Consider the following 19,410-nt stretch of genomic DNA (forward strand, 5'->3'; position numbering starts at 1 on the left):
GTGATTTAGAAATAACTCTACTTGCTTCGGACATTAAACATTAACGCTAAAGGAGCATATGAAATATAAAATCAAAAAAGCAAAAAAAGATGACCCAATTTATAAAAAAGGGTTTACCATTAGTTCAATCAAGGATTACTTCCAATCAAAGAAAGATAAAGGATTAAAACCTTTATTTTTTAAAAAAGTAGGAGACAAAAATTCCTCTAGAGATGAAATCCTTCAAAATTTAATCAAGGTATTAAAAGAGAATGGTTGGAAAATAAGTGGAGGTTCAAATGGGAAAAATAATTAGTGCTAAACTTGCAACAGATGATTATGACCCAATGAATTTATTGGGGACTTCTGCTGTGTTCTCACCTAGAAAACATAGAATAATAAAAATAAATAAAGAAAATAAAAGTAGTGAGAAATTAATCTGTAAAACAAAATCAAATATAGATATTTCAAGTAAATAGACTCTCTGTTCAGGATTTGGTAAAATTATTTATGATCAGTTGTCCCAGATGTGGAAATACAGCAAATCATGTAATTGATACACATTACTTGAAAGATAGAGTTATTAAAACAAGAGAATGCAGATTTTTAAATTGTAATCATAAATTTTTTATAGAAACAGAACCGACAGAGGTAGATAAAGATAAGATTAAAAAACTTTCAATTAAAAGTAATAAAATTAGAAAAACAGAAAAAAGAACAGATTGGCAAGATTTTAGATTTCTAACTTATGCTGGAACTCTTATTGAGCTTATTTACTATCAAGTAATTTTATTCTTAGAGGGCGAAGGGTTAGAGGATAAATTTGACAAACAAATACTTAGAATTGAGGAAATAAAATCATCTGATGGAGTTATTTATTATAAACTTGAAGATGATTCTAATGGTGAAATATACGAATTCACTGTTAGAGGTTTAAAAGTAGATGCTATTAGGTACCTTTTAAACAATCCTAATTATTGGAATGCATATAAAAATATTTTTAAAAAAGAAGCTACAGAAGAAATTAAAGCAAAAGAACAACAACAATTTGCTAAATCAATAGTTCATCCTAAAACAGGAATAAAATCTAAAAAATATGATATTTTTTTTCTAGCAAGAAATCCAACAATCGCTGACATGATTGATAAAGTTGGGCCAGATGATTTTTGGAAATTATGGTCAAAATTACACTAAAAATAGAGCACTAAACTTCAACGTATTAAAATTATTTTTTTTTTTTATACGTCGAAAATCTCAAAGTATTTAAATTTTAAAAATAATTCATATCCTGATTTAAGCATAAAAAACTCACAGGAGGGTAAGTGCTTAAGGAAAAAATAACTAAAGAACACAAAAAACAAATAAGAATACTTGATCGTGTAACTGAAAAAGCAGTACGCAAAGTAGAAAAAGAAGGAAGAGGCAAACAAAGAAACTACATCGATGAATGGTTTAGATATATCGAATTAGTTAATCAGGGACTGAAAAAATACTTAAATTAAGGAGGAAAAATGATTGAGGAAAGAAAAGTAATAAAAAAAAATGAATACACAAGACATACACATTGTTTCAGTTGTAAACAAAATATTAATTCGCAACAGTACGATGTTTGTGAGGACTGCAAAGGAATAGTTTGTAGCTGTGGATCTTGTTTTTGTGAATGGGGGGATGATAGATATGATTACTAATATGATCTCCAATATCAAAGATAATTCTAAAAAATTTATAAGAAAACAAGCAATCGAAAAGGTAAAAGAAAATATTACTTACCAACAAAAAAATGTTTCGGATTATTCTAAAGAAGAACTTAGAGCATTTATTCTTAAAGAAGAAAAAAGAATAATTAAAGGAGCTAGTTTGAAGAGTGTTTTGGTAGCTGCTGGAGCAATGGTTGGAATAACATACATATAATGGTTAAATTCTTTGTAAAACAATTCCTATATGGAAGAGTGTATTTATGGTTTAAGCCTAAGATTTATGTTTTGATTTTTCTGATATTAGCCATTAGTTCAATATTTTATCTACATAATGAATATCTTAAATATTTGGAAATAAACACTGATAATTATCTGGTAGGAATTTCTTTTATTATAAAAAATCTTTTAATCATTCTCTTAGTCACTGGTTATTTTGTTTTTCAATATTTTTTAAATAAATCTAAAAATAAAATTGAAAAATTAGAGGAAAAAGTGTGCAACAGGGAAAGCCATGTATCTTCTTTGGATGAATTTTTAGATCCTGAAGAGTTGAATAGAAAATTATAGAAATTGAGGCTAATAATTAAATGAAGTCATTTAGTATAAAATATTTAAGGATATGATTGTTTTTACCATGTATCAAAGTTGTTTGTTATTTCTCAAATTAGACTCTTAACATAGTATCTGATAAATTATTATTATGGAAAATTGGCAAATAATTCTATCAGTCACAATTGTTCTACTTTCAATAGTAATGCCAATTTATTATTCTTATCAAAAAAAAGTTGAGAAACAAAAAGTAGAACAAGCCTTAAAGCATGGCAGAGAAGTGGCCGAAGGTGAAAAAATTAGAGTTTATTTAAATCAAATCAACGAAACATTTAGAAAAAAAAGAAAATAATTTTTTTTCTTATTTCATAAATAAAACAAGTTTGTAGCAAAATTCAAACAAACACTATTGATTTAGTGGGATCATGCATTGGATTTCAATCCTTTTCTATCGTATTCCGCTGTTTTTATTATCTCCCTTGTTGCGTAATTCGAACAAAAAGAAAGGGATTGAGTCTATTACCAACTATAAACTTTTAACTTTAAAAAAATCAACTAACCTCAGGAGTTCTAATACATGGAAATAAACCGTGTCTGTAAGTATTGTCACGTGAATACATATATTGCATACGACAACTGTAGCCCCGTTTACAAACAATCATTTAAATTTGAAATAAAACCTGGAGAACACAACAGCTTAGTCTGGGATAAAATAATAAAAATATTTAGGAAACATGGATACAAAGTGGAGCTCAAATCATGAAGAGACTTCTGCTTATTATTTTATCTCACTTATTGCTGTTTTTTATTGTCTTTGCTTATCAAGCACAAGCTCATGCTGAAGATGAGGAATGGACGATAGATAGTTTAGAAACCATGGCTTATGCAAGGGTTTCAGGAGAAGTTATTCATGGTGATAATTTAAACTTCTTCATCGACTCTAGAGATGATTGTCAAAAAGTATGGAATAACTTTACATTTGTTACTTACAATGACCCTGGAGACATCAAGCAGCTTATAGGAAAACATATTCCAATAACAATTAATGGTGAAGAAATAACAGCAAAAGTTGAACATATTTCTCCATTTTTAAAACTTGGTTGGAGAGTACTTTTTACCATCGGTACATATCCTGTAAAAGAATACATCAATGTATTAAATAATTTCTATATTGAAGAAAAAAAATATGAAATCAAAATTATTGATGGCATTGATTTTAAAGTAGATAAATACTTTGATATTTCTGTAAACAGTTGGAAATTAGATAACTTAGTTCCATCAGTTTTAGCAGCCCATAAGCTTTGTAAACAATTAAACGACATGGAGAGTTAAAATGCTTAGAATTTTTTTATTAATTATATTTTTATTTCCTAATATTTCTCATGCAGATCAAGGTCTTAATCTTACCTGTAAAAATTTATTATCAGCGCTTGGAAAACAATACGAACCTTTAAATTTTAAGCTTGAAGTAACTGGATTTCATTATTTTGATAAAGATCACAATGAATTTAAGATTATTCCAGCAGAGGAATTGGTATTTGGAGACGACATGTTTGTTGCTAAATTTCCTGAGTATGAATTAGGGTTTCAAAGAATGGTATATGCTGGTGAAACAGAGCAAATTATAACTATGTCTAAATATGATTTTATAAATGATAAATTTTTAGCTCACTATGAATGTGATGTAGAAACAACTTATATTGATTAACTATTATGTTTATTAAAAATAAAAAAGAAACAATCTATTATAGTGGTTTTTCAATGGAACCACCTGAAACTGTAGAACTTTTAGATAATTTAAAAGGAAAGATAATTTCAAATCGAACTCACAAGATTATAAAATTAGAAGAATACAAGATCTTATCTTTTTGGGATAAAATAAATGAATTAGGAGTCTGGAATTGGAGTAAAAAATATCCTGTAAAAGAACCAGAATTAGAGCAACTGTTAGATGGTTATAGATGGGAATTAAAATTAAGAGATAGAAACGGAAAAGCTAAGTATTGTTCTGGCTATATGAGTTTTCCTAGAAATTTTAATGTTATGATTAAAGAATTAAATATTTTGTTTGGATCAAATATCGAATGATAAATTTTCAGTAATCACAAAGTTTATTTACAGAATGAAAAATCGATATTATTATATTTTAAATAGTGTCTCATCTTACAGAATTTGCCGAAAACATAACAAAAAAGACTAAAGAAAATAAAAAATTTCTTCAATTTCTTGTTACTAATAACAAACCAATTTTAACCGAAATTATTTTAAGCGAATTATTAAATAGTCAACTTAATCAAAAATATAAAAATATAATTAAGCTTAGCCCATTAGATCACATTAAAACTTCTGGAGAAAATAAAATTTTTTTTAATTTAAATAAAAAAAAAACTAATAATAAATTTTTGATTTATGACATTTGCTTAAGCACAAATAAAAGTTCAAATAATTTGTATGAATTTAAAAATAAATCTGAAAATGTTACAGAAAGTTTTGCAATTAAAATGTTAAATAACCTAGTTTGTTTACAAACCGACAAACAAAGTAAAGAAAAGATTGTTGAGGAAAATGATTACATAAAATTACTAAATACTAGCTTGACCAATGAATTGATAAAACGTTTTGGATTTGACTGGTTCTTAAAAAGTAATTTTATAGATAAAATAAATTTTTTTAGTAGCAGAAATAGCTATGCTTTTTCTTCCCAATATTTAAAGAATTTCGATCAAGGATTTAAGTTATTACTCTCAAATTATTTTGTAGAGTTTAATTCAAGTAGATCAGATTTTACAACAATTGATAACAACAAGGGATTAAATTTTTATGGAAATTCTGAGTCTTTTTTGAATTTTTTCGATGAATCTGTTGAAGGAAATCATATTGTAAAGATTAATATTGGTGAAATTAAATTTGAAGAAGCAATTCATAAATTAGATAGTTTATGTTTAGAAAAAAAAATAATTGTAGAAGAAAATTTTAACAATCAAGGATTTTCAATTCAATCAGGGTCAATTCAATTATGATAAAAATTGAAAACAAATTGTTAGATAAGTTTAAGATCAGTGATATTTATAAGGATAATTATATAAATAGTTACCCAATATATAATGATAAATTTAAATATTTTAGAGATATAGTTTTTTATTTAAGTAATAGATTAAAAAATTATTTTGAAAACGATATAAATTTAAAAAAATTTTTAGGTTTTTATCATCGTTTTATTAAAATTTCTAACTCTCTACCTTTAACTATAAGTAATTGTGCTTCTTTAACTGAAATTAACTCAGAGATTAAGTTAACAAAGACAACTAAAATTATAAAAACTGCTTATCCAGATTATGAGCAAGAATTTGATTTTATCATAAAAGAATTTGAAGAATTTAAAGTAAACAAAACAAACCTTTTTTTAGATAATGATTTAAATCTATTTTATGACAATGAAAATTTAATTCTCTATGAGAGTAGGTACGAACCTAATTATAAAGTTAGCTATGTTAAAAGTAAAAATTATTTTTTAGATCCAGACTTCAAAAAAATTCAGTCTATTACTTTACTCAATCCTACCTTAGATCTTTTAAAAGAAATTGCTTATTTAGATATTTGCACAAATCTAAATATTTTAAATTTCAGCTGGGTAATTAGAGATTATTCTAATTTGAGTCTATTCATCTCCAATAGTGAGGTAGAGACAAAAACATTGAAAATTAATTATATTGAAGTTCCAAAACCTAAAACTAATACTTTAAATGAATTCAAAGGAGAAATTTTTGATGAGGATATTGAGTTTTCAAGTGATTTAGATGAAATTTACAAACAATTAGAAGCAAAAAATATTGAAGATTCTAAAATTGAAGACAAAGATCAAAAAAATGAAAATGATTTAGAAAAAATCAAAGCCACTCTATTTCAACTTTCTAATGGAAAAATTGCGTTATTAAGAAACGATCAGAATGACAAATCTCAAGACGTAATAGAAAAAACGCCTTTAGGTAGAATTTTAATAAAATCAAAAAAAGTTGATTTAATTCAACCTGGTGAATTTGTTTTGTTTCAAGGAGAAAGAGCTAAAGCAAATATGCTAGAAAAAGAAACATCCAGAGATATTGATAATGCATTTGAACTTTATGCAGATAGAAAAGACTGGAAATTTAGATTCAAACAAGAAATCAACCGACTTGGTTTAGAAAAGGTTATAAATAAATTGAAAGAATATGGTGGAAGAAAAACTATCAAGGTAAATAATATTAAATATTGGCTAAATCCAAAATCTTTAAGAACAGATGATCCTGAAACATTTTTTGCAATAATGAAACTATGTGGTTTATTTAATAAATCCCAAGAAATTTGGTTAAATATGGAAAAGTTAGAAAAAGCGCACCTAAAAGCTGGTAAAGAAATAAGAAAAAAAATTGAAGAGGAGGTTACCAGAGATACCAATCTTCTTTTTGATAAAGGTTTTCAGGAGTATTTTTTAGATGAAAAAGGAAGTGGTTCTATTGAGGTTTATAAAGTTATTGAAAAAGGGAAATCAATTAAAGTTAAATTTAGTATTACAGATAAACCTCTATTGCCTGGAGATTTATAAAAAAAATGGCCAAATTAATTCCCAATGTTCTTAAAGACTCTATCCAAAGTAGAGGAGAAGTAAAAATATTTAATTATTTTAAAAATGAAAATGAAATTACTAAAGATTGGATCATTTTACATTCATTAGATATTGCATTACATAGAAAAAAGAAAAGAGGAGAGGCCGATTTTATTGCAATAATTCCTAATAAGGGAATTATTTGTGTAGAAGTAAAAGCTCATAGCCATATTTCAAGAACAGGTGGTATTTGGCGTTTTGGTAATGAGGAAGGAGAGTCTCCTTTTGATCAAGTGCGAGGAAACTCAGAGTCGCTCATAAAACAAATTAATGAATTATCTTTAACTAGTAAACCGTTTGTAACAAATTTAGTAATTTTTACTCATTGCCCTTTTAATGAAAAATCAATTGAATGGAATGATTGGGAATTAATAGATTTCAATGAAATTAGACTAAATCAAAACAATTTTGGAAAAATGTTTTTAAAGCATTTTGAAGACTCAATTAAACACCACACATCAATTCCAGGTAAATTTAAATATTTAGAGCATCAAGATTTTTTTGATAAATTTTCTGATGGTATTTGTAAAGATATCGCAAATTACTTTAGAAAGGACTTTGAGTGCTTTGTGAGCCCTAATGACCTTAATAATGAATTAAATAAAGAGCTTAAATCATTTTCAACTGAACAATACAGAGTAATTGATGCTAATGAAGATAATAAATTAATTTTAGTTGATGGTTATGCTGGATCTGGAAAAACAGTATTAGCTTTAGAACTTGCAAGAAGAAAAGTTTTAGAAGGGAAAAATGTATTATTCTTATATTTCAATAGATTAATCAAAAATCATATAGAAGATCAAATTGGGCTAATTAATGAGGATGTAAAAAAAGATATTAATAATAAAAAAATTTCTATTTTTACTTTATATGAATTTGTTTCCAGTTTTATCCCAAAAGAATATCAGCCATTGTCTTCAAAAATTTATTCTAAAAAAGATGATATTTTAATTCATATTCTTAATCATCTTGTTAAATCTGAAGAAAATAAAAAATATGATGTTTTAATAGTTGATGAAACTCAAGATTTTCCGAATGATGAATTGGGCCAATGTTCACTAGATATATTTAACCAGGTTAATTTAGATGAAAATTCAAGTGTATTATCAGAATTATATTTCTTTGGAGATTTTAGATCCCAACAGGTTTATCAAAATCAACTTTCTCGAAAACAATTTAATGAACGTTATTTTGATGCAAGATTGCACAGCTTAATTCTAAATGAAAATTGTAGAAACCCATTAAGAATAAGTAGATTTGCAGAATTAGTTGGAAAAATAAAGTATTCAAAAATTTTCAGAGAAGATAATTTACATAATGTAGATAAATTTTTTTATAAGGACAAGAAAGATCAATTAAGAATTTTAAAAAAAATTATTCATGGATTAAAATCAAAATTTAGACCTTCGGATATAGCTATTTTGTTTTACTCAAATTTAAATAATAATCCTAAAAACCTGTCTATTAATGATTTTGATGAAGAACTATTGGAAAATTTAGGATTAAAAAACTCTAATTTAATTTCTAATGGAGAAGTAGTTAATAAATCTTTTAAAAAAACATTAGGCTATGCAACTTCTGTAAGGAAATTCAAAGGTTTAGAGTCAAAAGTTTGTATAATTTTGAATATTAGTGGCTTTGATGTAAGCAAATCTCCATCTATACTCTACACGGGTGTTACAAGGTCTCAATATAATTTGTCTTTATTATTTGATGAAAATGAAAAAGATCAATGGGGTAAATATTTAATATGATCGATCATAAACAAAATAGAGAAAATATAATTAGAGATTTAAAACTTAATCTTATAGGCCCAAGTCCAACTGGAAAACCAATTAAAATTGATGAAATGCATATTTTTGAATCTTATGACGATATGCTTATGCCTTACAGACAATTTAATAGTGATTTTGAAAATAATGAGGGAGATGAGATATTAAATAATATAAAACCAAGTGAAAGATATGGTTTAGGCGTTTTGTATCCAGTTAAATTTAGGTCAACAGAGGAAGATGAGGAGTCTGAAAATTTAAACAATGATGAATTAGATAGATCTAAAGCTCAATCAAATAAAAAATTAAATTTAAAAAATAAAGATCTAAATAATGATATTGAAAATTTAAAAAATGATTTAAATATTGAAGTTGAAAAAGATCTTCTGCCTTCTTCATTTAGTCTGAGTTTTTTGGTTGATCCATCAATAACAAAAGATCTTAAATTTGAATTCACAGGTGGTTTTTATAAACAGCCTGAAAAAGAAATTGAGTACAAATATAAAGATAGTGAAACAAAAAAAGGGAGAGATTGGTACTTTAGATCTTCTTTTGAGTGTAGTGGATTTATCGATATTGATAATAATAGTAATAAAATAGAACCTAAATTTTCATCTTTACCGAACACATTTGATTTAAGATTTCAATCTGATGTTAGAGATTATGAAAATCATAAAATTATTACTTTTAGTGTTGCAAATTTTACCCAAGATAAAAAATCAAAAAGAAGAAATTTAGATGAAAATTCAATCTACCAAAGTCAATTAAGAATATTTTCTGATAATTATTGTATTTTACCTTACCCAAAAGCAAAAAATTTAATATTAGATCAGGAAGAACAAATAAATGATTTACTTTATAGAGACAAAAGAAATTATGCTATTGGTCATGGTATATCTGCAGACTGGGGTACACCTGATAAAAAAACAAATTCTGTAAATGAAATTAGTTCACAAGCAATGCCAATTGTTGATGTACCTAATATAAGTCCAGATATTTATGATGATAAAAATCAAAAAATAGATATTCCTTTTTACAATCTAACTAGAGCTGGAAACTTTAATGATGGATTAAATTCTCTTAAAAATTTACATTCAAATTATTCTAAGTGGATTCAAAAAATTGAAAATCATTCAAAAGATTTATCGTCAAGGTATAAAGCCCCCTCAGAAATTATAATAAAAAACTGCAAGACTGCTGCTGAGAGAATTAATAAAGGAATATCTTTAATAGAAACAAACGAAGAATTAAAATTAGCCTTTAAAATTGCTAATGAAGCAATCATGTATCAACAATATAGAACCTCAATTCCATCCAGATCTATAAAATTTGATGATAGTGGAAACCCTATAAAGGGAGACAATGGATATGAATTTACATCTAAATATGATCATAATTTCGATCTTAGTTCACCCGAGTACCAGAAGAAAAAATGGAGACCATTTCAAATAGCTTTTATTTTAATGAATTTAGATTCTTTGGCTAATCCAGAAAGCATTGAGAGAAAAATTGTTGATTTACTTTGGTTTCCTACTGGAGGTGGAAAAACTGAAGCTTACTTAGGGCTATCTGCTTTTCAACTCGTTTTAAGAAGGATTAGAGATAAATCTGATTATGGAACCGATGTCATAATGCGTTACACTTTAAGATTGCTAACAGCACAGCAATTCCACAGAGCCAGTGGATTAATTTATGCATTGGAACATATAAGAAAAAAGAATATTGAAATTTTAGGGGAGCATCAATTTTCTATTGGAATATGGATAGGTGGAGACAGTACCTATAACACAAATAAACAGGCTCATGAAGATTTTAAAAAAATTTTAATACCTAGAAAAAAAAGTAACGTTACTCTGAATAAATTTCATATTTCAGGATGTTCGTGGTGTGGAGCAAAATTTCAAATAAAAAAATACGAAAGCTCACGACAGAGAGTTTATGGTTTTAAAGAAAATAATAGAGAAAAAAAAATTTTTGCTCATTGTCCTGATGCTGAATGTGAATTTCATTCTAAATTGCCTACTTATACTTGTGATGAAGATTTATATAGAGAAAAACCATCTTTTTTAATAGCTACAATAGATAAATTTGCTCTTTTGTCATGGCGACCATCTGCGAGGAATTTTTTTGGTATAGATGAAAAAGGGGAGCAAGTTAAATCACCTCCCAATTTAATTATACAAGACGAATTACATTTAATTTCTGGACCACTGGGTTCTATGTCAGGCTTATATGAGACAGTAGTCGAAGAATTATGCACAAATAGAAGAAATGGAAATTCAACTAAACCTAAAATAATTTCTTCAACGGCAACTATAAAAAATTTTTCAAATCAAATTAAGGCTTTATTTGCTAGAGAAGACTCTAGTCTTTTCCCACCTCCAGGATTAAGTCAGTCTGATAATTTTTTTTCTAGAGTTGCTAAAACTAACGATCAAATAGATTGTAAAAAATATGTTGGAATTTATGCACCAGGATTAAGATCACTGTTAACTTCTCAGATAAGAACTTTTACCTCACTTCTTCAATCAGCTAACTATAATAGAATTGAAAATAGAGAATTAACGAGTGAAGAAAAAGATCCTTGGTGGACACTAGTTAGTTTTTACTCAAGTCTATTTGATCTTGGTTCAGCTAGAAGTATTTTATCGATTGATATGGAGTCAGAATTAAAAAAATATAAAAAAAATTTTGCAATAGATAATAAAAATATAAGACCTTTACCTGATCCTACGGAAATTCTTGAACTTACTGCTGCTCAAAAAGACAGTGTTGAAGAAAATTTACAAAAATTATCTTCATCTTTAATCGATAAAAATCAAAATATAAAACCCGTTGATATTTGTTTGTCTTCAAGTGTAATTGAAGTTGGTGTTGATATAACAAGGATATCATTACTTAGTATTGTAAGTGCTCCAAAATCAGTATCACAATATATTCAAGTTTCTGGAAGAGTTGGAAGAGATTGGCATAGAGGAAAATCTGCACTAGTTGTAACCATATACTCACCAACAAAACCCAGAGATAGATCTTTATATGAGCAATTTAGATCATATCATGAACAATTGTACTCATGGGTAGAGCCAACAAGTGTAACCCCATTTTGTGAACCTGTTCTAGAGAGATCTTTACATTCAGCTCTATTTGCTTATGCAAGACAGACTTCTTCTTTAGAAAATGCAATACATAATCCTGGTTATATCAATTATGAAAATAAGGTTAATAAATTTAAAGATGTGATTTTAGAACGAGTTAAAATTATCGATCCACATCTAGTTAAAATTGCTGAGAACTATTTTGATAAAAAAATTAGCTTATGGAAAAATAGATCATTTGATAGTTGGGAAACCAGAAAAAAAGATAATGAAATTCCATTGTTAATTCCTCAGGGCAGTTATTTAAATGAGAAGTTAAAATTTAAAACATTTCAAACCATGACATCAATGAGAAATGTAGATGCAGAGTGTATGCCATACATATTTTCAAATCTTGATGATGAAAGTGAGGCAGTTTGAGTATTTTAAGAATAAGAAGATCACAATTGGTTTCTAAACATGGAGTTGGATCAGTTTTTCCCGGAACAGATGGCGTCTCTAGATTAACAGCTGGTTTGGACAGATGGTTTAGTCATGAATATGAGGAGAATAATAAAAATGTTCATAAAGATGATTTTAAGATTAAAGAATGGAGATTGGAACAAAGACTAGGAGTTTCTCATTTTAGAGCTCCGCCTGATTATAGAAAATTTGAATTTTTTTTACAGGGACAAAAAAATTTAGATCTTAAAATACCTTTTTTAAGATTTCCTACTTGGCATAGATGCATGAAATGCAAAATGCTATCCAAGCCTTCAAGAGGTTTACATATTAGAGATATTGGTTCCTGTAAAAGAAAATATGAAGACAAAGAATGCAATGGAACCTTGGTGCAAGTTCCTTTTGTCATGTTTTGTCAATCTGGTCATATAGAGGATTTTCCATGGAATGAGTGGGTCCATAGAAGTCACAAACCTAATTGTGAGGGCAAAAATTTAAAATATGAAGATGATCCTAACAAATCTGGAGGTTTAGATAGTATTTATATAACTTGCTTGTCATGCTCAAAAAAAGGCCAACCACCTGTTAGAAGAAACCTTAAAAATATTACTAGTTCATCAAAAAATAACGATTCAACTGAATTAACGGACAATCTTGAAAAAAATTTTAGATTTAAATGTAGAGGAGCTAAAACCTGGTTAGGTTATGGAGTTCATGAAGAATGTAATCATCCTGTTAGAGCCTCATTGAGGTCTGCAAGTAATTTGTATTACTCAAAATCTTTTTCCTCAATATATTTACCCAGTGTAGAAAATGATATTTTGTCTGAAATAGTTCAAATAATGACCGAAAATTCAGAGATTGATACATATTTAAGAAACGCAAAAGATTTTGCTCCAAATGATCAAATACTACCAAAACTTTTAGATAAATTTGAAGATGAACTAAAAAATTTTTCAAAAGAAAATATTTTAAAAGCATTAAATCTACTAACTGACTTAGAAAATGATGATGGTTCACATTCAGAACGAGTTCAAGGAGATGATGATATAGATAGAGAAACGCCTTTTAGAAGATTGGAATATAGAAGATTGTTAAGCAATGATAGTAGCGATGAACTCATTATAGAAAAAAAAGATATTGATGAGTACCAGCATAATTTTTCGAAATATTTTTCTTCAATTTCGTTAATTAAGAAATTAAGAGAAACAAGAGTATTATATGGATTTAGCAGACTTTTTCCTGATGCAAATAAGGACAAGGACGTAAAAGAAATGCAAAAAATGTTAAGAAAAAAAGTAAACAAACATGAAGATTGGTTGCCAGCAATAAAAGTTTACGGTGAAGGAATTTTTTTAGAGCTAAATGAAGAAAAAATTAAGTCTTGGGAAAATAAAACTGAAGTAATAGATCATATAAATAAAATTCAAGAAAACCTGGATGCATTAACAGAAAAAAGAAATATGCAAAGTAGAACTATTTCTCCAAGATTTGTCTTGCTACATACTTTGTCTCATGTCTTAATAGACAAATTTATCTATGAAAGTGGTTATCACTCTGCATCTTTAAGAGAAAGAATATACTGCTCAACAAATTCTAATGGTTCGATGACGGGTTTACTTATTTATACAGCAGATGGTGACTCAGAAGGAACAATGGGTGGATTAGTTAGAATGGGAGAACAAGGAATAATTGAAACTGTTTTTCATAATGCTATTGAAAATGCGAGATGGTGCTCAGCTGATCCAGTATGTACTGAAATTGGCAAAAGAGATGGTCAAGGTTTAGAAAAAATTAATTTAGCAGCTTGTCATAATTGTTGTTTGTTAGCTGAAACATCATGTGAAGAATTTAATCGATTATTAGATCGAGGAGTTTTAATAGATAAACAAATTGGATTTTTTAATGATTAAAAAACAAAAAGACTCAAAAATTAATTCTCGTGATATTTATAAATATATTGATGAAAAAAAATTCAAAAAAATAATTAAAAAATTTTGCTACAGCTATATCCCTGAATTAAAAGATAAGGAAAATACTTTTTTTAGAAACAAAATTGATCCCATGCTTTCAATTTTTAGCATGTTTTTAAATGATTTTAATTATGACAGCTGGGTTTCAGCAGAAAAGACTAGGCAACTTCAAAAGAGTTTAGAAAATTATAATGGTAATTTTCAACAAGATTTACTTAGAAGTATGAATGGATGGAGTAAAATGGAAATTCTAGATGCAGTGAATAAAGAAAAAAAAATGATAGTAGATGTTAAAAACAAACAATACACCGAAAAAGGAGATAAAAAAGTTGCCTCATACGATAGTATTAAATCTTGTCTAGCTAAAAAAGAATATAAAGGTTTTACTGGTTATTTTTTGGTTATGATTAAGAATGTCAAAAGTGATCTAGATATACCTTTTGAACCACCAGATAACAAAACAAAAACAAGAAGACCAAAAAGAGAAGATATAAGAATTATAGATGGTGTTACTTTTTATGGAAAAATTACAGGAGATAAAAAATTTTTATATAAAGTGTATCAAGAAATTCCAATTGTGTTATCTGAAATTTTAAAAAAAGAAGATCTTAAAAAGGAAATTATTGAAGATGAAAGATTTGAGAGTTTTTATAAAAAAACTTTTAATTAACCTTATTTAATGAATTAATAATTTCATATCCAATATATTTTGCAAGATTAACAGGGACTGCATTACCGATTTGTTTATATTTTGAATTTAAGCTACCCATAAATTTCCAGTTATCCGGAAAGGTTTGGATCCTTGCATATTCTCTATAAGTTAAAGGTCTGTTATCTTCAGGATGTGCTCTCTCAGTTTGTTTCATAGCAGGAGCAGTTGTTAAAGTTAATGATGGTTCATCCCAACTTAATCTTCTGGCAATCCCTGTTTTGCCGCCTCCAAGGTGATAACTTCCACCCATATATTCTTTTTGTAATTTTTCAGGAAGGTCTCTCCAATTACCACCTCCTGGAACTTTGCTCATAATTTGCTGTTTTCGTTTTGTATACTTTTGAAATTCAGCTTTAGGAACATTAGTTTTAAATAACCTTCCTTTTTTTAATGCATCTTTGACCGTATATGGTTCAGACACTTTATCTGGATAATTAAAAATAAGACCTGATCCTTTTTTGATACCAATTAAAAATAGCCTTTCTCTTTTTTGTGGAACTTCATAAAAAATTGCTTGGCAAATTTCAGGAGAAATAACATCATAACCAATATCGTTCTCCATTACATCGATGATTGTTTTTAAAGTTTTGCCATTATCATGAGATACTAAACCTCTTACATTTTCTGCTATACAAATTTGTGGTTTAATAATTTTTACAGCTCTTGCAAACTCATAAAATAAGGTACCTCTGGTGTCTTTAAATCCCATTTTTTTCCCCGCATAACTAAATGCCTGACATGGAAAACCTCCAGAAACTACATTGGCACCTTTATATTTTTTAAATTCAGAATCTGTTATTTGGTGAATATCTCTATTTACTACATTCCAATTTGGTCTGTTTTCTCTTAAAGTTTTACAAGAATCTCTATCAATATCGTTTGCAAATAAACAATTTAATCCAGCTTCCTCAAAACCTAATGCCAAACCTCCACAACCTGCAAATAATTCAACAACTGTATATTTTTTTTTGGGTTTGGGTTTCTTAGTTTTTTTTTTATTAAATAAAAAGGCTAATTTATTAAATCTTTTTAATTCATCTCTATGAATTAATGTTTTTCCATTAGGTTTAATACTTTTCAATTTATTTTTTCTAATCCAACTACTAACGGTTGATTTGCTTGTTGAAAGCATATCTGCGACTATTTCTTTTGTAAAATAATTTTTTTTCATAAAATGAATCTTCCGAATATATCATAAATTATTTGAGATATTCATATTAGAGTTGGTTATTAACAATTAATAAATTTAAAATTACAAACTATGAGAAGTGTTGATTACACCACCCACTTCATACCATCTATGATAGTAAATTCTATTTTTTCTCAATGTTTTTGAAAATTCCATTTCATCAAACCCATGATTTTCAACTAGATTTGAAAAAATCAGATATTTAATAAAATTATAATTAATATTAGCTAAATTTTGTTTTTTAAATATTTCAAACGTAAGACAAGACTGCAATTGAGCATCTTTATAATATTTTTCGGCATAGACATAAGATTTCTCAGTAACAATTAACATACTGATATAATTAGAATTCACATTTAAGATTTTTAAATCTATGCTTTTTTCAAGATTGCAATCAACCATATTAAATTGCTTCATCCCAAAGCCCCTCATCATATTGTATCTGTCTTTGATCTAAGAATTTAATTAAAAAATCTTTCTTAGACTGACCTTCTTTTGGTACTACGTTTTTTAAATATAATAATATTTGTTCAAATGTAATTCCTTTTAAATCTTCCTTTTTAATATTTACGTAATCATCAAATTCAGCAAAAATGTTACTTGTTTTAGGATGAGTGATGTCAGAAAATTTAATCATATCTCCATAATCACTTAGTGCAGAGTAGTATTTTGCGATTGGATTTTCTATTTTATCAAATACTTCATATTTCCAGCCTTCCGGCAGATTATTTTTTTCCATAAATGTAATTGAGTTTTTTATTTTTTAAAAAGATTAACAATTATTAATCTAAAATTTAAATATGTTTATAATATGTTTTTTTTAAAAAAATTTTCAACGTAAGTTAACGTAACAAAAAATATTTTGTAACATAAGTTTAACATTAAAAAGTATTGAAAAGTTTTTTAATATTTGCTAAAGTTAAATATCTTTACTTTAAAGATCGTCTTGGGCGTTTCCCATGCACTCTTAATCAAAGCCACTAGTTGGTGAGTTCGTGTCAGCAGGTTCACAACTGCAATCCAAAAAATATATAAGGAGTGCTTATGGCAACCATCAAACAAATTAATGCTAATAGAAAAAATGCATTATTATCTAAAGGACCTAAAACTGATTTAGGGAAAATAAATTCATCTAAAAATTCATTAAAACACGGACTAACTGCTAAGCAATTAGTAATCGGTGAAGACTTGAAGGAATTTGAGAAATACCGAGATCATATGATTGAAGCATTAAAACCAGAAGGGATTTTAGAAGAACAAGTAGCTTTTAAAATCATTGATGTTGGTTTTAGACTTAGAAGAATAGGTGGAATTGAAGCTGGTATTTATAATCAGGAAATACTCCATCATGAAATTGATGAATATAAACAAAAAATGGCTGAGAAAATTGAATTTAAAGATGAAGAATTAGTTCAATCTTCAGATAGATCTATCAACTTAAAAGGTTTAGCATTCGCAAGAGATTGTAAATACGGAAGTGCCATTTTAAAGCTTAATACAATCGAAGATAAACTGATGAATAAATATTATAGGCAGCTAGATATATTAAAGATGATGCAGGAGGGCAGATATGACCTGGAGAAATAAGAGAGATCATTTTAATAATTATACCTGCAAGTGGAGAAATTCTAATCTTGGAAAAACGAACCCAAATCATCATTACTTCATGCGGTTATTGAAAAAAGAAACAGAAAGTTTCTTAAGAGCAAACAAACAATACTTATTAAATAATAAACCTGAAATTTATTATTCAATGATTAATAGGAAACTTCCTAAAAAATATATGAAGCAAAATGTAGTTGTAACTCCAGTTAATGCGTATGTACCTCCACAATCTAAATTAAGTCCTGAAGAATTAGATAAACAATTAGAACAAGAGCTAAATGTAAGAAAACAAAAAGAGCAAGCTTTAAAAGAACAAAAATTAAAAGAGCAAAAGGAAAAGGAGAGAACAGAACGGAATAGAGCTGCTTATAATCGAGAACGAAAATACATTTATTGGTGTAATGCTTATGAACAAGGAAATTATGTCAGTATTCGCTCAGAAAAATTTAAAAGCAAAGACAAAAAGTATCAGTATTATTGGTGATTGTGAGGTTGTGATTAATATGATATTAACTTAAAATATATAAATATGCTTAGTTATATTGTTCCATTTCTGATTCTTATTTTAGTGGTTGTATTCATCCATGAATATGGACACTATTATTTTGCAAGAAGATATGGAGTAGGGGTTACTGATTTTTCTATTGGATTTGGTAAAGAATTATTTGGTTGGAATGATAAACATGGAACTAGATGGAAAGTTTGTGCTATTCCTTTAGGTGGTTACGTTAAATTTTTTGGAGATCGTAATGTTTATTCGCAAGCTGATCATGAAGAAATTTTAGAAAAATATAATGAAGAAGAGAGAGATAAATTATTTATTTTAAAACCTTTGTATCAAAGAGTTTTGATTGTATTTGGTGGTCCTTTAGCTAACTTTTTATTAGCTTTAGCAATTTTCTTTTGTATTTATACTTTTGTTGGAAAAGATTTTACTCCAGCAGTTATCAGTGAAGTTCAAAAAGATAGCCCTGCAATGGTTGGGGGCTTAAAAAACCAAGATATTATTTTAGAAATTGATGGTAATGAAGTTAAAAGCATCATGGAAGTATCAAAATATATCACAATGTCTACATCTGACTTTATAGATTTCAAAGTAAAGCGTTCATATGAAGAATTAATTTTAAAAGTAAAACCTAATATTGTTGAAGGCGAAGATGGTTTAGGAAATAAAATTAATAAAAGAATGGTTGGTATAAAATTAAGTGCATACAATGATAAAATTAATCATGTTAAATTAGGTCCAGCACAAGCATTGTATCATGCAGCAAATGAAGTTTATTTTGTAAGTATTTCATCATTAAAATACATTGGTGGAATGATCATGGGGAAAGCAGATACCTCTCAACTTGGGGGTCCTATAAGGATTGCAAAGATATCTGGGCAAGTTGCAACCTTCGGTGTGTTAGCTTTTATTAGTATGATGGCTTATATTTCAATAAGTTTGGGGTTAATTAATCTGTTTCCTATACCAATGTTAGATGGTGGACACTTAATGTTTTATGCATTTGAAAAGGTTTTAGGGAGACCTTTGTCTCAAAAAACACAAGAAGGCTTTTTTCGAATCGGATTGTTTTTGTTGCTATCATTGATGTTTTTCACAACATTTAATGACCTAAAAGACCTTGGTTTATTTAGATAATTTAAATTTCTAACTTGTTAAAAAGATCAATAAAATCAACGTTTATTTAAATTTTTACAAGATGTTGTGTGTTCTTTTAATTAAGATACTAAAAAAAAGCTTGATTTATCAACG

At 27.5% G+C, this 19,410-nt stretch carries 23 protein-coding genes; 20 read left to right on the plus strand and 3 right to left on the minus strand.

The window, feature by feature from the left end; all coding sequences use genetic code 11:
- Positions 1 to 58 precede the first annotated feature (58 nt).
- The 17 genes from ACTTBO_RS03985 to ACTTBO_RS04065 all read left to right on the plus strand — a co-directional run bounded on the left by ACTTBO_RS03985 (position 59) and on the right by ACTTBO_RS04065 (position 14,818).
- Entirely contained in the window at positions 59 to 295 is a 237-nt protein-coding gene (locus ACTTBO_RS03985) for a hypothetical protein (RefSeq protein WP_440656505.1), read from the plus strand.
- On the plus strand, positions 279 to 458 hold the full coding sequence (locus ACTTBO_RS03990; RefSeq protein ID WP_440656506.1) for a hypothetical protein: 180 nt from the start codon (positions 279 to 281) through the stop codon (positions 456 to 458). Before ACTTBO_RS03985 ends, ACTTBO_RS03990 begins: the two co-directional genes overlap by 17 nt.
- Before the next feature lie 31 nt (positions 459 to 489).
- Complete coding sequence (locus ACTTBO_RS03995) at positions 490 to 1,173, plus strand: hypothetical protein (RefSeq protein WP_440656507.1); 684 nt, start codon at positions 490 to 492, stop codon at positions 1,171 to 1,173.
- 128 nt (positions 1,174 to 1,301) lie between these two features.
- Positions 1,302 to 1,481: a hypothetical protein gene (locus ACTTBO_RS04000; RefSeq protein WP_440656508.1), complete on the plus strand. Its 180-nt coding sequence runs from the start codon at positions 1,302 to 1,304 to the stop codon at positions 1,479 to 1,481.
- A gap of 9 nt (positions 1,482 to 1,490) precedes the next feature.
- Positions 1,491 to 1,667, plus strand: a complete 177-nt coding sequence (locus ACTTBO_RS04005) for a hypothetical protein (RefSeq protein WP_440656509.1) — start codon at positions 1,491 to 1,493, stop codon at positions 1,665 to 1,667.
- A complete protein-coding gene (locus ACTTBO_RS04010) occupies positions 1,657 to 1,890 on the plus strand; it encodes a hypothetical protein (protein WP_440656510.1) in 234 nt (77 codons plus the stop codon). The genes ACTTBO_RS04005 and ACTTBO_RS04010 overlap by 11 nt, the downstream gene beginning before the upstream one ends.
- Before the next feature lie 134 nt (positions 1,891 to 2,024).
- Complete coding sequence (locus tag ACTTBO_RS04015) at positions 2,025 to 2,243, plus strand: hypothetical protein (protein WP_440656511.1); 219 nt, start codon at positions 2,025 to 2,027, stop codon at positions 2,241 to 2,243.
- 133 nt (positions 2,244 to 2,376) lie between these two features.
- The gene (locus tag ACTTBO_RS04020) at positions 2,377 to 2,577 is read left to right on the plus strand and encodes a hypothetical protein (protein ID WP_440656512.1); all 201 of its coding nucleotides are present in this window, start codon (positions 2,377 to 2,379) and stop codon (positions 2,575 to 2,577) included.
- A gap of 407 nt (positions 2,578 to 2,984) precedes the next feature.
- Positions 2,985 to 3,557 (plus strand): hypothetical protein, encoded by a 573-nt coding sequence (locus ACTTBO_RS04025; RefSeq protein ID WP_440656513.1) that lies wholly within the window; start codon positions 2,985 to 2,987, stop codon positions 3,555 to 3,557.
- 1 nt (position 3,558) lies between these two features.
- A complete protein-coding gene (locus tag ACTTBO_RS04030; protein WP_440656514.1) occupies positions 3,559 to 3,933 on the plus strand; it encodes a hypothetical protein in 375 nt (124 codons plus the stop codon).
- Positions 3,934 to 3,938: 5 nt separating this feature from the next.
- On the plus strand, positions 3,939 to 4,313 hold the full coding sequence (locus tag ACTTBO_RS04035; RefSeq protein WP_440656515.1) for a hypothetical protein: 375 nt from the start codon (positions 3,939 to 3,941) through the stop codon (positions 4,311 to 4,313).
- A gap of 65 nt (positions 4,314 to 4,378) precedes the next feature.
- Positions 4,379 to 5,245 (plus strand): hypothetical protein, encoded by an 867-nt coding sequence (locus ACTTBO_RS04040; RefSeq protein WP_440656516.1) that lies wholly within the window; start codon positions 4,379 to 4,381, stop codon positions 5,243 to 5,245.
- The gene (locus ACTTBO_RS04045; protein ID WP_440656517.1) at positions 5,242 to 6,807 is read left to right on the plus strand and encodes a hypothetical protein; all 1,566 of its coding nucleotides are present in this window, start codon (positions 5,242 to 5,244) and stop codon (positions 6,805 to 6,807) included. Before ACTTBO_RS04040 ends, ACTTBO_RS04045 begins: the two co-directional genes overlap by 4 nt.
- A 5-nt stretch (positions 6,808 to 6,812) precedes the next feature.
- Entirely contained in the window at positions 6,813 to 8,621 is a 1,809-nt protein-coding gene (locus ACTTBO_RS04050) for an NERD domain-containing protein (protein ID WP_440656518.1), read from the plus strand.
- Complete coding sequence (locus ACTTBO_RS04055; RefSeq protein WP_440656519.1) at positions 8,618 to 12,154, plus strand: helicase-related protein; 3,537 nt, start codon at positions 8,618 to 8,620, stop codon at positions 12,152 to 12,154. Before ACTTBO_RS04050 ends, ACTTBO_RS04055 begins: the two co-directional genes overlap by 4 nt.
- Complete coding sequence (drmB, locus tag ACTTBO_RS04060) at positions 12,151 to 14,088, plus strand: DrmB family protein (RefSeq protein ID WP_440656520.1); 1,938 nt, start codon at positions 12,151 to 12,153, stop codon at positions 14,086 to 14,088. The genes ACTTBO_RS04055 and drmB overlap by 4 nt, the downstream gene beginning before the upstream one ends.
- Positions 14,081 to 14,818: an Eco47II family restriction endonuclease gene (locus tag ACTTBO_RS04065; protein WP_440656521.1), complete on the plus strand. Its 738-nt coding sequence runs from the start codon at positions 14,081 to 14,083 to the stop codon at positions 14,816 to 14,818. The genes drmB and ACTTBO_RS04065 overlap by 8 nt, the downstream gene beginning before the upstream one ends.
- Here the strand turns inward: ACTTBO_RS04065 and ACTTBO_RS04070 are convergent.
- The 3 genes from ACTTBO_RS04070 to ACTTBO_RS04080 all read right to left on the minus strand — a co-directional run bounded on the left by ACTTBO_RS04070 (position 14,811) and on the right by ACTTBO_RS04080 (position 16,788).
- A complete protein-coding gene (locus tag ACTTBO_RS04070) occupies positions 14,811 to 16,031 on the minus strand; it encodes a DNA cytosine methyltransferase (RefSeq protein ID WP_440656522.1) in 1,221 nt (406 codons plus the stop codon). The genes ACTTBO_RS04065 and ACTTBO_RS04070 overlap by 8 nt on opposite strands.
- An 81-nt stretch (positions 16,032 to 16,112) precedes the next feature.
- Entirely contained in the window at positions 16,113 to 16,466 is a 354-nt protein-coding gene (locus tag ACTTBO_RS04075) for a hypothetical protein (protein ID WP_440656523.1), read from the minus strand.
- Positions 16,453 to 16,788, minus strand: a complete 336-nt coding sequence (locus ACTTBO_RS04080; protein ID WP_075506578.1) for a hypothetical protein — start codon at positions 16,786 to 16,788, stop codon at positions 16,453 to 16,455. Before ACTTBO_RS04080 ends, ACTTBO_RS04075 begins: the two co-directional genes overlap by 14 nt.
- Positions 16,789 to 17,093: 305 nt before the next feature.
- Between ACTTBO_RS04080 and ACTTBO_RS04085 the strand changes: the two genes are divergently transcribed.
- From ACTTBO_RS04085 to rseP, 3 genes are read left to right on the plus strand one after another with little or no spacing between them, the layout of a single operon-like run.
- Positions 17,094 to 17,636 carry a hypothetical protein gene (locus ACTTBO_RS04085; protein ID WP_440656524.1) on the plus strand — a complete coding sequence of 181 codons (543 nt, stop codon included), beginning with the start codon at positions 17,094 to 17,096 and terminating at the stop codon, positions 17,634 to 17,636.
- On the plus strand, positions 17,620 to 18,138 hold the full coding sequence (locus tag ACTTBO_RS04090) for a hypothetical protein (protein ID WP_440656525.1): 519 nt from the start codon (positions 17,620 to 17,622) through the stop codon (positions 18,136 to 18,138). Before ACTTBO_RS04085 ends, ACTTBO_RS04090 begins: the two co-directional genes overlap by 17 nt.
- 45 nt (positions 18,139 to 18,183) lie before the next feature.
- A complete protein-coding gene (gene rseP / locus ACTTBO_RS04095) occupies positions 18,184 to 19,296 on the plus strand; it encodes an RIP metalloprotease RseP (RefSeq protein ID WP_440656526.1) in 1,113 nt (370 codons plus the stop codon).
- Positions 19,297 to 19,410 lie beyond the last annotated feature (114 nt).

Origin of the sequence: Candidatus Pelagibacter sp. HIMB1509 (assembly GCF_052047855.1) — a bacterium.
Taxonomy (GTDB): domain Bacteria; phylum Pseudomonadota; class Alphaproteobacteria; order Pelagibacterales; family Pelagibacteraceae; genus Pelagibacter.

What these genes read in the sequence shown, in the direction of transcription:
- ACTTBO_RS03985 (WP_440656505.1), top strand. Translation starts at nt 59, where the DNA reads ATGAAATATAAAATCAAAAAAGCAAAAAAAGATGACCCAATTTATAAA.
- ACTTBO_RS03990 (WP_440656506.1), top strand. Translation starts at nt 279, where the DNA reads ATGGGAAAAATAATTAGTGCTAAACTTGCAACAGATGATTATGACCCA.
- ACTTBO_RS03995 (WP_440656507.1), top strand. Translation starts at nt 490, where the DNA reads ATGATCAGTTGTCCCAGATGTGGAAATACAGCAAATCATGTAATTGAT.
- ACTTBO_RS04005 (WP_440656509.1), top strand. Translation starts at nt 1,491, where the DNA reads ATGATTGAGGAAAGAAAAGTAATAAAAAAAAATGAATACACAAGACAT.
- ACTTBO_RS04010 (WP_440656510.1), top strand. Translation starts at nt 1,657, where the DNA reads ATGATTACTAATATGATCTCCAATATCAAAGATAATTCTAAAAAATTT.
- ACTTBO_RS04020 (WP_440656512.1), top strand. Translation starts at nt 2,377, where the DNA reads ATGGAAAATTGGCAAATAATTCTATCAGTCACAATTGTTCTACTTTCA.
- ACTTBO_RS04025 (WP_440656513.1), top strand. Translation starts at nt 2,985, where the DNA reads ATGAAGAGACTTCTGCTTATTATTTTATCTCACTTATTGCTGTTTTTT.
- ACTTBO_RS04030 (WP_440656514.1), top strand. Translation starts at nt 3,559, where the DNA reads ATGCTTAGAATTTTTTTATTAATTATATTTTTATTTCCTAATATTTCT.
- ACTTBO_RS04035 (WP_440656515.1), top strand. Translation starts at nt 3,939, where the DNA reads ATGTTTATTAAAAATAAAAAAGAAACAATCTATTATAGTGGTTTTTCA.
- ACTTBO_RS04045 (WP_440656517.1), top strand. Translation starts at nt 5,242, where the DNA reads ATGATAAAAATTGAAAACAAATTGTTAGATAAGTTTAAGATCAGTGAT.
- ACTTBO_RS04050 (WP_440656518.1), top strand. Translation starts at nt 6,813, where the DNA reads ATGGCCAAATTAATTCCCAATGTTCTTAAAGACTCTATCCAAAGTAGA.
- ACTTBO_RS04055 (WP_440656519.1), top strand. Translation starts at nt 8,618, where the DNA reads ATGATCGATCATAAACAAAATAGAGAAAATATAATTAGAGATTTAAAA.
- ACTTBO_RS04065 (WP_440656521.1), top strand. Translation starts at nt 14,081, where the DNA reads ATGATTAAAAAACAAAAAGACTCAAAAATTAATTCTCGTGATATTTAT.
- ACTTBO_RS04070 (WP_440656522.1), bottom strand. Translation starts at nt 16,031, where the DNA reads ATGAAAAAAAATTATTTTACAAAAGAAATAGTCGCAGATATGCTTTCA.
- ACTTBO_RS04075 (WP_440656523.1), bottom strand. Translation starts at nt 16,466, where the DNA reads ATGAAGCAATTTAATATGGTTGATTGCAATCTTGAAAAAAGCATAGAT.
- ACTTBO_RS04080 (WP_075506578.1), bottom strand. Translation starts at nt 16,788, where the DNA reads ATGGAAAAAAATAATCTGCCGGAAGGCTGGAAATATGAAGTATTTGAT.
- ACTTBO_RS04085 (WP_440656524.1), top strand. Translation starts at nt 17,094, where the DNA reads ATGGCAACCATCAAACAAATTAATGCTAATAGAAAAAATGCATTATTA.
- ACTTBO_RS04090 (WP_440656525.1), top strand. Translation starts at nt 17,620, where the DNA reads ATGACCTGGAGAAATAAGAGAGATCATTTTAATAATTATACCTGCAAG.
- rseP (WP_440656526.1), top strand. Translation starts at nt 18,184, where the DNA reads ATGCTTAGTTATATTGTTCCATTTCTGATTCTTATTTTAGTGGTTGTA.